Source organism: Flavobacterium chungangense LMG 26729 (assembly GCF_000735715.2).
Lineage (GTDB): Bacteria > Bacteroidota > Bacteroidia > Flavobacteriales > Flavobacteriaceae > Flavobacterium > Flavobacterium chungangense.
The window spans coordinates 51,963-65,241 of the sequence record NZ_JASY01000005.1 but is presented as its reverse complement, the minus strand read 5'-3'; the positions used below and the strand labels follow the sequence as shown (position 1 = coordinate 65,241).

The window sequence follows — 13,279 nt, the reverse complement described above, 5'->3', positions numbered from 1 at the left end:
GCTGCTGAATTATTTCAAAAATCATTTTTAAAAGTCCAAAATATTAAAATTACAGTCAACGAAATATTTTAATTTATGAACTTATTTTTTGTAGATTTTGTCAGTAACTAAATCCGGGGAAAGTATTTTTATAAAAGATATTTTTATAATTTTAAAGAAAAACCATGGCAGAGAGAGACACTTTTTTAAAAGAATTCAGAGGCGAAACTTTAGGAACTATCAGCGCTCAGTCATCTGCTGATGAGTTATTTCAAAATCAAATCCTTAGACCCATTTTAAAACTTCAGAACGATTTGTTTATTGCCGTTTTCATTAATTATGTCAATAAAAACAAAGCTGATTTTTATTCATACACTGTAGAAAAGAAATTGCAGGTCATCGAAAATTCCATTCAAAAAGATATTAAGTTCCGAAATTCTTTAAAAGGAATTGTTATGGCACTTTTTACTATTGAAGAGTATAACACCTATATTCAAAACTCATCAAGCCTAAACAAAAGGATGATGAATTTACTGATTGACAGATTGAAAAGTCAGGTTCAATTATTTGAGGTGGAATCAAATTCGAAGTAGGTTTTAAATACTGATGATTTTATCAAATAAGCACATTATATATGAAAATGAATGCCGTAAATTTTTTATCGGTGAGACAATCCGTGGTGTTATTTACGGAGAAATAAAATTTTATTTTGACGAAAACACAGAAGATGTTTTTACTCAGCCATCATACAGAACAAAGTACCCAGACATTGATACATTAGATCATTCTATTTACTTTAAGACCGATAACCTAACGATTTATATTTTTTGGGATGATACATTTTTTAGTTATGGCCTTTTAGCAAAACAAATTGACTTAACGGAGCAAACTAATGTTCATGAACAAAAATCTGATGTTTCTAATGATGAAAAATGGATTAACATAGTCGGGCAAAGAATTATTGATTTCAAAATAATTTGGGAAGAAGTGTATACTTCAAACATTGGTGGTACAAACAAGACGTATTTTATATATCCACAAACTTTTACTTTGTTAACAGAAAATGGAATAACTATAATTTTAAGTGCTTCAGAGTTTAAAGGATTTGAAAAAAATAAAACTTACGGGATGAGCGATAATTTACTTGTTACAACAAATATTGTATTAGCAAAGGATTTAAAAATTATATAAATTTAATTCTAATTTACTTAAGTAAAAAACATATAATTAATGTTCAATCAATTCCGAAATAATTTCCCTCTTAATGATTCAAAATGGAATGAATATACAAGCTATTTCAAACGCCTTGAAGTTCCTGCAAAAACAATACTTTTAGAAGAAGGCGAAATCTCAAAAAGACTTTTTATAATCGAAAAAGGCTGTATCCGGGTTTGGTTCAACAATAACGGCAAGGATCTTACTACCCAGTTTTTTTTCGAAAACCAAAGCGTAGCTTCCATCGAAAGTTTTATTAAAAAACTCCCAAGCCCTGTATTTATTGAAACCATTGAACCTTCTGTTTTATGGTGGATTCATAAAAGTGATGTTGATATAATCCTGGAAGAAATTAAGGAAATTCCCGAATTAAGAGATCAGTTTATTGACAAGATTTTTGAGCGCACGTTCGATTATATACACCATTTTGTTTCTTTTATAAAAGATTCTCCATCTCAGCGATATTTAAATTTAACTGAGGAAAATCCTCAAATTATTCAGCGTGTTCCACAGCATTATATTGCTTCTTATCTTGGTGTAAGTACGGTTCATTTAAGCCGGATTAAAAGCAAATTACTTCAGAAAAAATAATCGGGTCAATTTGATAACAAATGTTATCGCCTGTCTTTAAACTGCTATTTAGCTTTGTATCATAAAATTTAAACTTATGAAATGAGCATAACCTTAAATTGGTCGTAAGCACCAATAAAGATATGCGAATTACATATGACCGATAAAAATCAATAAATATCAACATATGAAAGCAGCAGTAATTTACAAAAAAGGCGAAATGCCAAAATATGCAGAATTTGCAGATCCAATTCCACAAAATGAAAACGAAATTTTAATTTCGGTCAAAGCAGTAGCTATTACCAATCTGGATAAAGCAAAAGCCAGCGGCAAACATTATTCATCTGAAAATGAAAATCAAAACGGGACCGTAATAGGAAGTGACGGTGTTGGTTTATTAGAAGATGGCACAAGGGTTTACGCAAGAGGAATTACGGGAACAATTGCTGAGAAGGCAATTGTTGAAAAAAACAGAATGGTGGCGTTACCGGAAGGAATTAATAATACAACAGCAGCGGCAATGCCCAATGCAATTGCAGGATCAGCTATGGCATTACGATTTCGAGCCGGAATGAAACAGGGAGAAACTGTTTTAATAAACGGAGCTACGGGCTTTACAGGCCAAATGGCTATTCAGCTTGCAAAACATTACGGAGCAAAAAAAATAATCGTAACCGGAAGAAATGAAAAGACACTTGAAAACCTTTTAAAATTAGGTGCTGATGAAATCATTTCTCTTAAACAAGAAGATGAATCGATACTCAGTCAACTCAAAGAAATCCATCAAAATACGCCAATTGATATTATTCTGGATTATTTATGGGGACATTCTGCTGAATTGATTTTATCAGCATTAAAAGGAAACGGGTCATTTACAAATAAAGTTCGATTTGTTTCAATTGGTTCCATCTCAGGCGACACTATTCAATTATCATCGGGAATTTTAAGAAGTGTGGATCTTCATTTATCAGGTTCCGGATTAGGAAGCTGGACTAAAGAAGAAGTGAAATTACTTTTTTCAGAAATACTTCCGGAAATGTTTCTTCTTGCAGCTCAAAATAAATTGAAAGTAAATATTGAAGAAGTTAGTTTAATCGATATTGAGAAAATGTGGAATAAAGATGTCTCTGATGGTAAACGTCTGGTTGTAACTATCTAAAAAAAAGGTTTGATAAGATAATTTAATCTCGTCAAACCCTTTTTACTGAATTAAAGGATCTATCTATTCTTTAGACAACATCAATTCTTTAATATATTTTACCGGTGCGCTTCCAAAGCTCAGGAATTTTTCGTGAAATTGTTTCAAATTAAATTTATCACCTTGCTCTTTTTTAAGTTCTTCTCTTAAGTTATAAATTTCAGTATAGCCTGTAAAATAAGAACATAATTGTACTTGCGATAAAGTAACACGTTTCCATTTTCCTTCAGCTTCCGCCTTTTGCTGAAAAGCTTCGTTGATAAGCAAATCCAAAGCAGCCTCTTTAGACATATTTTTAGTATGAACACTAATATCCAAAATTGTATTGCAGGTTGCTCTTAAATTCCATTTATAATACATCAACCACATTTCATCAGAGTTTTTATAACCGCTTTCCAACATCATTTTCTCTGCATATACAGCCCAGCCTTCAATCATGGCACCATTTCCTAAAATAGATTTGATAATACTTGGCGACTGATTACTGTAAACCAATTGTGTATAATGTCCCGGAACAGCTTCGTGAATATTTAAAATCTGTAAAATATAATCATTGTATTCACGCAGATAACTCTCGGCATTTTCGGCTGTCCAGCCAGACATGCTGCCTACATTATAATAGGTATTTGCATTTTTATCATACGGTCCTGGTGCTGATATTGATGCTCCTGCAACCCCGGCCATATATGCCGGTTCTTTACGGACTACTAATGGTTTTGACGGATCAATGTATAATAAATCTTTGGCTTTAACATAGGCCGTTAACTCTGGAATTTGTTTTTCTATTTCAGACTGAAATTTCTCAGGAGTTGTATGTTTTAGCGAAATCTGATCAATTACCTGTTTAATTACTGACAGTTTATCAGTTGGCTTAGGAGTGTTCCCTTTGTATTTTGACCAAAGCTTATCGGCAAGGGCAAACATTTTATCATGCAGGTCTTTTTTATGATCAATAGCAATTTTATAAATTTCATCAGCTGAATAACCGGATTGAATATCAAGATTGAATTTTTTAGCATATAAAGCTTCCCCTAATCTAAAAGAACGTGGCGTTTTATTAGGCAATGCTTTTAACCAGTCTGCATAATCTTTAATTGCTTTTACAGCAACTTTAGCCTTGTCAAGCATTTCCTTTTTTTCAGCATCACTTAATTTGCTCTTTTCTAAAGCTGATCTTAAATCGGCTTCAAAAACAGAAGAACCACCTAAATTTTGAGCAATAGCCAGTTCAGTATGCTCAATAGTTGGATTTTTAATATTCTTTTTGGCAGCCTCATAATAAGTCGGAATAGTATTCATTTTGGTATTAAAAGCACGGAGGCGAATTTCTAAACTGTCATAATTGCCATTTAAAATTTCAGCAAATAAACCACAAACATTATATTCTGATGGATCCCATTCTGATGATTTCAATTCTTTAATATTAAATATTGTGCTTTCCAGTTGATTTTTTATCATATGGAAATCTGTTTTATTCTTATCCGATAAGTCTTCAATATTATATTGTTTTAAAGAATCTAATTGTGCATTTACAAAATCAAGTTGTTTTTTATCAGCCTCCGCATTTGGAGTTACCAAAAGACTGTCTAATTTATGATATCCCACAGCAGATGCCCATTCTGGATTAATTTGCCATAAAGCAGTAACAAAACCATCTTTATAGTTGTCAAATTTTTTATCTGCATCCTGATTGGATTTAGTGCTTTTATTACAGGAAAAAAGCAGGGGAAGTGTAATAATTGAAATAAATATTTTTTTCATGTTTATTAGTTTATAAAGTATAAATGCAAAATGATCATGGTTTAATATGCCAATAGATCAATAAGTTCTTTTTCGAATTTGTCTTTTGGTAAAAATTGATCTTCCAAAGCTTTTGTAAACGGAATTGGAGAATCTAAACTGGCAACTCTCTTTACCGGTCCATCAAGAAATTCAAAACATTGTTCCATTATTAAGGCCGAAATATCGCTTGCTATACCGCCAAACAAGGTATCTTCCTGATAAATAATAACTTTCCCTGTTTTTTTAACCGATGCAAAAATAGTTTCGGTATCCAAAGGCTGCAGAGTTCTTAAATCGATTAAATCAGCCTCTATATCAGGATTTTTTTCTAACGTTTCCAATGCCCAGTGTACCGTTGCGCCAAAAGCAATAATAGTTATCTTTTTTCCTTCTTTTATCAAGGCTGCTTTTCCTAACGGAATCGTATAATAATCATTTGGAACATCCTGATAAATGCTTCTGTACAACTGTTTATGCTCAAAAAACAAAACAGGATTCGGGTCGTTTATTGAAGTATTTAACAATCCCTTGGCATCATACGGAAAAGCCGGATAAACTACTTTTAACCCTGGAGTTTTGGTAAACCAGGCTTCATTAGTCTGCGAATGAAATGGTCCTGCCTGAGTTCCACCACCACAAGGCATTCGCACAACAACATCAGCTTTTTCGCCCCAGCGGTAATGGGATTTTGCCAGTAGATTAACAATGGGATTAAAACCTGTTGAAACAAAATCAGCAAACTGCATTTCAACAATCGCTTTATAACCGTTAATTGATAACCCCATTCCGGTTGAAACAACTGCACTTTCACAAATAGGAGTATTGCGAACCCGGGCTTTTCCAAAAAACTCAACAAAACCATCTGTTATTTTAAAGGCTCCACCATATTCTGCTATATCCTGCCCCATAATAACAAGGTTTTCATGTCGTTTCATAGATTGTTCCAAACTATTTCTGATGGCATCCAGAAAACGAATATTTTTAGATTCTGATGAATGGTTAATTTCTTCATGTTCATAAGGCTTGTAAACATCATCTAATTCTCCCTCAAGAGTTGGCACAATTTCTGGCTCTGCATTTGCTATGGCTAAATTATCCTCAATTTCCTGTTTGATTTCGTTATGAAGCTGTTCATCAAATTCGGCTGTCAAAATACCCGTTTCTGTCAAAAACTTTCGATAATTTGTAACGGGATCTTTTGCAGCCCATTCATCCATTAATTCCTGAGGAACATATTTTACACCGCTCGCCTCTTCATGACCGCGCATTCTAAAAGTTTTAAATTCTAATAATACAGGGTGAGGATTTTCCTGCATTGAAGCTTTTAGTTCAGATAATTTAGTATAAACTTCCAGAATGTTATTTCCGTCAATAACATGGCTTTCCATACCATAGCCTAGTCCTTTATCAGCCAGATTTTCACACAAATACTGTTCATTCGTAGGGGTCGAAAGCCCGTAACCGTTATTTTCAATAATAAACATAACAGGCAGTCTCCAGACTGCGGCAATATTTAAAGCTTCATGAAAATCACCTTCGCTTGTTGCGCCTTCACCGGTAAATACAGCTGTTATCTTTTTATTATTTTGAAGTTTATTGGCTAAGGCAATTCCGTCTGCAATGCCCAACTGTGGACCAAGATGCGAAATCATTCCGATAATTTTGTATTCCTGTGTTCCAAAGTGAAAACTCCGATCTCTCCCTTTTGTAAATCCATTCGCTTTTCCCTGCCATTGCGAAAACAGTCGATGCAGCGGAATATTTCTTGAAGTAAAAACGCCCAGATTTCTATGCATTGGCAATACATATTCAGATTCATCCAAAACAGCTGTAACACCAACTGCAATAGCCTCCTGACCAATTCCGGAAAACCATTTTGATACTTTTCCCTGCCGGATCAAAATGAGCATTTTCTCTTCGATTAAACGAGGCTTTAGTATTTTTTTATATAAATCTAATAATTGAGCGTCAGTAAGGTCTTGTCTGTAAAAGATCATTGTAGTTATTTTTATTTCAAATATATAAAAATACAACAATCCTAATTGCATTTGTTAAACAATTAATCATTGAAAGATCATTAATAAATGAAACTTTATGGTACTATCTTTAAATCATTAAGGTAAAATTCATTCATCGTAATTTCTTAAGGCTTTTTTAAACTGCAAAATACGGAGTGAGAATATCTTCAAAATTAAACAACCCTTCTTTTTTATCCCTTAGATTTTCGGCAACGAAGATTACACCGCTTCCAAAAGCCTCACGTGAAATACTTTCGTGTACCAGCCTTACGGTCTGAAACGGAAATCCGAAAACAACTTCATGCTTACCAACAATTCCGCCAGCTCTAACAGAATTTATCTCATCTTTTTCTACCTCCAGTGCTTCTGCGATCTTTAAGGCTGTTCCGGAGATTCCGTCTTTTCCTTTAAAATGTTCTTCAATAATTTCAATATCCACCCATGGAGCGATTTTCTTTAAAAATTTGGAAGCAAACAGTAAATAATTTACACCTAAAGTTATATTTGGGCTCCAGAATACGGTTGTCATTTTAGAAAGTGATTCTATAAAATCTTTTTCTTTTTTTGTATAATGTGAGATTGCAGAAATTATCTTGATTTTTCGCTTACTTGCTGCTTCACCATAAGTGTAAATGCCGGTACCAGATGAAAAATCAATTATTACATCAACTGGCTGACTATCTAATAATTCTGCAATTGGAGTTGTTTCGCTGGAATATATTCTTCCTGTCTCGTCAGAATCGATTCCCAGATATTCCGCTGTATTACGATTCTCTAAAGTATGGTTTCTTTTCATTACCCATTTAAGAGAAAAATTTTTGTTTTGCAATAAAACCGAAGCCACTGCTTTTCCTGTTTTTCCAAATCCGATTAGTCCTATTTTCATAATGTTCTTTTTCATAAAAATAGAGTTTTCTATTTAAAAATTCATGTTTTTCAGAATTATTAACATGTTTTTAATGCAAAATAAGTCTGAAATTAAATTTTAATCAAAATTGTTTTTCTTTCTTTATGTTAAATTATTGCAGGAAAAATCCAATTTTATGCTATTTTTTAAAATTCAAAACTAAAATATTCTATACCTTTGTTATGAAAAGGCCTGAGACCTTTTTTTCTTAAATAAAAATGTAAAGTATGCAAAACATTCCTAGTGTAGACTTACGTGATTTCCTTTCGGACAACCCGGAACGTAAACAAAAATTTGTAAATGAAATCGGCAGTGCATTTGAAAACATTGGCTTCGTAGCCCTAAAAGGTCATTTTTTGGATGACAAACTGGTAGACGAACTGTATGGTGAAATTCGAAAATTTTTCGCCTTGCCAGTAGAAACCAAACACAATTATGAAATTCCCGGAATAGGCGGACAAAGAGGTTATGTTTCTTTTGGAAAAGAACATGCCAAAGGACGTAAAGAGGGAGATTTGAAAGAGTTCTGGCATTTTGGTCAATACGTTGACAAAGATTCAAAATACGCTGCAGAATATCCGGATAATGTTGAAGTAAAAGAATTACCCCGTTTTAATATTATAGGAAAAGAAGCCTATCAAATGTTGGAAAAAACAGGTGTTTATGTACTAAGAGCACTTGCTTTGCATTTAGGTCTGGATGAATTTTATTTTGATCAATATGCTAAAGAAGGTAACTCCATTTTAAGACCAATACATTATCCTCCAATTACTTCTGAGCCAGAGAATGCTATTCGTGCAGCTGCTCACGGCGACATTAACCTTATTACCTTATTAATGGGGGCGCAAGGAAAAGGATTACAGGTTCAAAATCATGATGGAGAATGGATTGATGCCATAGCAGAAGATGATGAATTAGTAATTAATGTGGGTGATATGTTGTCAAGACATACCAATAATAAACTAAAATCAACTATACATCAGGTAGTTAATCCACCTAGAGAATTATGGGGAACATCCCGATATTCGATTCCGTTTTTTATGCATCCGGTAAGCGATATGCGTCTGGATTGCCTGGAAAACTGTATTGATGCTGAAAATCCGAAGAAATTCGAAGACATTACAGCAGGAGATTATTTATACGAACGTTTGGTAGATTTAGGTTTAATAAAAAAATAATCTTTAAATTTACGATAAGTAATAAAAAGACATTGAGTTCATGCTTAATGTCTTTTTAATTTTAAAAAATGACACAATGGACTTTAAAGACCAACTCAAAAATTTATTTCCCGATCACATAGAATCAAACGAACCCGAAGAAGTTCAGGAACAGGAACATGTACTTTATGTTCAAAAAGAGCCCATGATTTGCAAATTTGAAAAACGAAAAGGAAAAGCTACAACTATTATTGAAGGTTACGAAGGAAGCGATGAAGACTTTAAAATTCTGGCTAAAGAAATTAAAACAAAATTAAGTGTTGGCGGTACTTTCAAAGATGCCTCTATCATCATTCAAGGTGATTACCGTGATAAAATTATGGCAATTTTAAAAGAAAAAGGATTTAAAACAAAAAGGGTCGGCGGTTAAACAATTGTTGATTTATGAAATTTGGAATTTCTTAGACAATAGCATAAAAACAGACACTGTGTACCTCTCCACAAAAAACTTAGAAACTTAGAACCTCAAAAAAAATGATACAAGCATCAGAATTAATACTCAACCCAGATGGAAGTTTATATCACTTAAACCTTCGTCCTGAACATGTAGCTCACGATATAATTTTTGTTGGAGATCAAAACAGAGTTGAAAAAATTACCCAGTTTTTTGACTCAATTGAATATTCTACCCAAAAAAGAGAATTTAAAACCCAAACCGGAATTTACAAAGGCAAAAGAATCACTGTAATGTCAACGGGAATTGGACCTGACAATATTGATATTGTTCTAAACGAATTAGATGCTTTGGTTAATATTGATTTAGAAACCCGTCTGCCAAAAAAAGAACTGACATCTTTAAATATTATCCGAATTGGAACATCAGGTTCCCTACAGTCTGATATACCTGTAGATAGTTTTGTGATGTCTAAATTTGGTTTAGGATTGGATAATATGCTTCGCTCCTATTTGGTTGATGGCATCTCAGAAAATGCACTGGAAGATGCTTTCATAATGCATACTAATTGGGATATTAGAAAAGGAAGGCCATACGCAATCCCGTGTTCTGAAACATTAGAAAAGATCATTGAATCCGATAAGATATTTAAAGGAATAACAGCTACAGCCGGAGGCTTTTACGGTCCACAAGGAAGAGTTTTACGTTTGAATATTCAGGACGAAGAATTAAACAATAAAATGGATAATTTTGATTTTAATCATAACCGTATCACAAATTTAGAAATGGAAACTGCAGCTATTTATGGGCTTTCAGCATTATTAGGACATAATGCTTTGTCATTGAATGCGATTATTGCCAATCGTGCTTCAGGAACTTTTAGCGAAGATCCATATAAAGCTGTCGATGAATTAATTTCGTATACATTGAATAAATTGGCAGCTATATAATGTTTGGTTTTTTAATTGATCATATAATTTTTAAACCAATAAGAAGATTTACTTTAGGCATGGGAGGTTTATTTAGATGGAGTTTTTTTCAACTTCTAAATGTTTCTATTGAGGAAAAATATCCTAAAAATCTAGAATATTATTGGGATAACCAGAGTGACAATATTGATAAAAATGGTTTTACAACAGCTCAGAAAAATTTATTTGCCGGTTTTATGCTTTTCATTTGTTTTATAATTTTAATTGAAAAAATAGAAGGATGACTTTAAGAGTTGCACGGCATACAAATGATCTAAAGAAAATTGAAGACTTTTATATCAATATTTTAGGGTTTCAAAAACTCGGTGGTTTTCAAAAACATAATAATTATGATGGTATTTTTATTGGAAAGCCCGATTTAGACTGGCATTTTGAATTTACACAATCTCAAACAAAAGCAAATCATATTTTTGATGAAGATGATATAATAGTACTTTATCCGGATACAATTGCAAAATATAATAGTTTACTTGAAAATCTTTTAAAAAATAATATTCAAAAGATAACTGCAATGAACCCATATTGGAATGAAAACGGGCAAATGTACCTCGATCCGGATGGTTATCGTATTGTAGTATCGCCTTTAAAAGCACAAAATTAAATTACAGAATGGCAGAAACACACAAAAAAATCCTATTTAGATATTATAGTGATTTATTAGAAGATACAGTTGTAGAGACTATGTGGGCAGAAATTATTGATTTAGAAAAAGGATATTTCAAATTGGATAATATTCCTTTTTTTGGGCCTTTGATTGCCACAGAGGATATTTTCTTTGCAGAATATGATGAGGATGAAGAATGTCTGGTTTACAGAAAAACAATTGAAAGCTTTGGCAATTCAATTCTTCAGGTAGTAATTTTAGAGAAAGGATTTGATAAAGAAATAATCAGAGAAGAATTAAAACTAATTAATTGTGCATCTGAAGGTTTAAACGAAACCTTATTTGCAGTAGAAGTTGCAAAAGATACAGATTATTCTATTGTAAAAGACCTTTTAAGCCAATACGAGTTACAGGAAATAATAGAATTTGCAGAACCTTGTCTTTCTGAAAAGCACAGGACTGATTTGTTAAAAAATTAAACAAACAAACAAACAAACAAACAAACAAACATAGAATACGCATACCCAAACAACTTAACTTAAACTTAAAACTAGAATGAAAACTGTAAAAATTGTAGGTGTTCCTGAACACTTCAATTTGCCATGGCATCTTTGCATTGAAAATGGCGAATTTGAAGCTGAAAATATAGATTTACAATGGAAAAATATTCCTGAGGGTACTGGCAAAATGTGTCAGATGCTTCGTGATGGTGAAGCTGACATTGCTGTTATTTTAACCGAAGGCATTATAAAAGATATCGTTGCCGGAAATCCAAGCAAAATTGTACAGATCTATGTACAATCACCTTTAATCTGGGGAATTCACGTAGCCGCTAAATCTGATTTCAAGACAATAAAAGACCTTAAAAATAAAAAAGCTGCGATTTCCAGATTGGGATCGGGATCACAATTAATGGCATACGTAAATGCAAATGAACAAGGCTGGGAAACAGATAATTTAGAATTTGAAATCATCAATACAATTGATGGCGCTGTCGAAGCTCTGACAAACAAAACTGCTGATTATTTTATGTGGGAACGTTTTATGACCAAACCGCTTGTTGATCAGGGTATTTTCAGACGTGTTGGTGACTGTCCTACTCCATGGCCTTCATTTGTAATTGCTGTTCGGGAAGAGTTTTTGAAAAAAAATCCTAAAATAGTAGAAAAAATCCTTGAAACGATCAATAGTACAACACATGATTTTACTCTAATTCCAGATATCGATAAGACATTAGCCGATATATTTAATCAAAAACTCGAAGATATTCAGGAATGGTTAAAGTTAACACAATGGTCACAAAAAAATTTAACCGAAAAAGCCTTTATTAAGATTCAAAATCAGTTATTTGATCTGGGAATTATTGATAAAAAAATTACTTTTGTTGAAATCGTAAAAGCTTTGTAAAGCACTGCTTTTAATTATTATGATAAAAATCCCAAAAATTGACTTTCCGCAATTAAAATCCAAATTACAGGTGAAATCTCCCTGGGATAAGATTATTATTATGGTATTAAGTCTTTTGATTACCATTCCGGTTTTTATCATATTGCACCAAAACCTGATTGATTTAAAATGGCCTTTAAATTTAGACCGCATCTTTATTTTTTTATTTGTTTTTGCTGCAATTTTCTTTCTTTTGATGTTGTTACGTACCATCATTATAATCTGTATTGCTCTATACATATTAGTGTTAGTTTACGGTAGTGTTATTGGAAATTATGGTTTCAACGAAATTTCCGAAGATTATAATTCAATGATTTACACGATGTCTGATAATCCTTTTCCACAGGATATTATTGTGGCAAAACTATTGCCTTTTCCAAATAAATCAAAAATCATTAATGCCATAGAATATCAGAATCCAAAGGTTCGAAACTTCGCTATTATGGCAACTACAAAGCATTTTAAAGGTATAAAAGGATACTCCGATTACAGGACAATAATTCAGTGTTTTGCCGTTTTTAAGGAAATCAATGATCGATGGAATTACGTTAACGATCCAAAAGAAGGCGATTATATTGCCACAGCCAGTGAATCATTAGAATATTTTTCCGGAGATTGTGACGATCATTCTATTTTGATGGCTGCTGCGGTTCGTTCTATTGGCGGAACACCACGATTAATCCATACAAAAGGGCATATTTATCCCGAAATACTGATTGGGTCTTTAATCGATCTGGAAAAGGTCAATTATTTAATTAAGAATGTCCTTTTTGTGAAAGAAAGTAAAGGAAAAATAATTCATTATCATATCGACGAACGCGGACAGGTCTGGATGAATCTGGATTACACTGCCAAATATCCTGGCGGCCCCTTTATGTACGAAGAAATTTTAGGGGCTTTGACTTTAAACTGATTCAGAAAAACAAACCGAAAAACAAATTAAACCACCAACAATCAATT

Annotated in this window: 15 protein-coding genes; 12 read left to right on the top strand and 3 right to left on the bottom strand. The window is 32.8% G+C overall.

Annotated features, from left to right (window positions below):
- The first annotated feature begins 164 nt into the window (after window positions 1-164).
- The 4 genes from JE46_RS11160 to JE46_RS11145 all read left to right on the top strand — a co-directional run bounded on the left by JE46_RS11160 (window position 165) and on the right by JE46_RS11145 (window position 2,923).
- Window positions 165-572 carry a hypothetical protein gene (locus tag JE46_RS11160; protein WP_031455363.1) on the top strand — a complete coding sequence of 136 codons (408 nt, stop codon included), beginning with the start codon at window positions 165-167 and terminating at the stop codon, window positions 570-572.
- A 13-nt stretch (window positions 573-585) separates the two neighbouring features.
- Window positions 586-1,170, top strand: a complete 585-nt coding sequence (locus JE46_RS11155) for a hypothetical protein (RefSeq protein ID WP_031455362.1) — start codon at window positions 586-588, stop codon at window positions 1,168-1,170.
- A 39-nt stretch (window positions 1,171-1,209) separates the two neighbouring features.
- A complete protein-coding gene (locus tag JE46_RS11150) occupies window positions 1,210-1,785 on the top strand; it encodes a Crp/Fnr family transcriptional regulator (protein ID WP_031455361.1) in 576 nt (191 codons plus the stop codon).
- 166 nt (window positions 1,786-1,951) lie between these two features.
- Window positions 1,952-2,923: a quinone oxidoreductase family protein gene (locus tag JE46_RS11145; RefSeq protein ID WP_031455360.1), complete on the top strand. Its 972-nt coding sequence runs from the start codon at window positions 1,952-1,954 to the stop codon at window positions 2,921-2,923.
- 63 nt (window positions 2,924-2,986) lie between these two features.
- Here the strand turns inward: JE46_RS11145 and JE46_RS11140 are convergent, their stop codons facing one another.
- From JE46_RS11140 to JE46_RS11130, 3 genes are all read right to left on the bottom strand, one after another.
- Entirely contained in the window at window positions 2,987-4,723 is a 1,737-nt protein-coding gene (locus JE46_RS11140) for a DUF885 domain-containing protein (RefSeq protein WP_031455359.1), read from the bottom strand.
- Between the two features lie 41 nt (window positions 4,724-4,764).
- On the bottom strand, window positions 4,765-6,741 hold the full coding sequence (locus JE46_RS11135; RefSeq protein ID WP_031455358.1) for an alpha-ketoacid dehydrogenase subunit alpha/beta: 1,977 nt from the start codon (window positions 6,739-6,741) through the stop codon (window positions 4,765-4,767).
- A 157-nt stretch (window positions 6,742-6,898) separates the two neighbouring features.
- Window positions 6,899-7,648 (bottom strand): 4-hydroxy-tetrahydrodipicolinate reductase, encoded by a 750-nt coding sequence (locus JE46_RS11130; protein ID WP_031455357.1) that lies wholly within the window; start codon window positions 7,646-7,648, stop codon window positions 6,899-6,901.
- Window positions 7,649-7,896: 248 nt separating this feature from the next.
- On the opposite strand from JE46_RS11130, the gene JE46_RS11125 reads away from it, so the two are divergent.
- The 8 genes from JE46_RS11125 (at window position 7,897) to JE46_RS11090 (ending at window position 13,232) form a co-directional block, all read left to right on the top strand.
- On the top strand, window positions 7,897-8,847 hold the full coding sequence (locus tag JE46_RS11125; RefSeq protein WP_031455356.1) for an isopenicillin N synthase family dioxygenase: 951 nt from the start codon (window positions 7,897-7,899) through the stop codon (window positions 8,845-8,847).
- Window positions 8,848-8,923: 76 nt separating this feature from the next.
- Window positions 8,924-9,256: a translation initiation factor gene (locus JE46_RS11120; RefSeq protein ID WP_031455355.1), complete on the top strand. Its 333-nt coding sequence runs from the start codon at window positions 8,924-8,926 to the stop codon at window positions 9,254-9,256.
- 104 nt (window positions 9,257-9,360) lie between these two features.
- Window positions 9,361-10,230 carry a nucleoside phosphorylase gene (locus JE46_RS11115; RefSeq protein WP_031455354.1) on the top strand — a complete coding sequence of 290 codons (870 nt, stop codon included), beginning with the start codon at window positions 9,361-9,363 and terminating at the stop codon, window positions 10,228-10,230.
- Window positions 10,230-10,493 carry a hypothetical protein gene (locus JE46_RS11110; RefSeq protein WP_031455353.1) on the top strand — a complete coding sequence of 88 codons (264 nt, stop codon included), beginning with the start codon at window positions 10,230-10,232 and terminating at the stop codon, window positions 10,491-10,493. The genes JE46_RS11115 and JE46_RS11110 overlap by 1 nt, the downstream gene beginning before the upstream one ends.
- Window positions 10,490-10,870 (top strand): VOC family protein, encoded by a 381-nt coding sequence (locus JE46_RS11105; protein WP_031455352.1) that lies wholly within the window; start codon window positions 10,490-10,492, stop codon window positions 10,868-10,870. The genes JE46_RS11110 and JE46_RS11105 overlap by 4 nt, the downstream gene beginning before the upstream one ends.
- Window positions 10,871-10,878: 8 nt before the next feature.
- Complete coding sequence (locus tag JE46_RS11100) at window positions 10,879-11,352, top strand: DUF4265 domain-containing protein (RefSeq protein WP_031455351.1); 474 nt, start codon at window positions 10,879-10,881, stop codon at window positions 11,350-11,352.
- 76 nt (window positions 11,353-11,428) lie between these two features.
- The gene (locus JE46_RS11095; protein ID WP_031455350.1) at window positions 11,429-12,280 is read left to right on the top strand and encodes a substrate-binding domain-containing protein; all 852 of its coding nucleotides are present in this window, start codon (window positions 11,429-11,431) and stop codon (window positions 12,278-12,280) included.
- A 19-nt stretch (window positions 12,281-12,299) separates the two neighbouring features.
- Complete coding sequence (locus JE46_RS11090; protein ID WP_031455349.1) at window positions 12,300-13,232, top strand: hypothetical protein; 933 nt, start codon at window positions 12,300-12,302, stop codon at window positions 13,230-13,232.
- The last annotated feature ends 47 nt before the right edge of the window (window positions 13,233-13,279 follow it).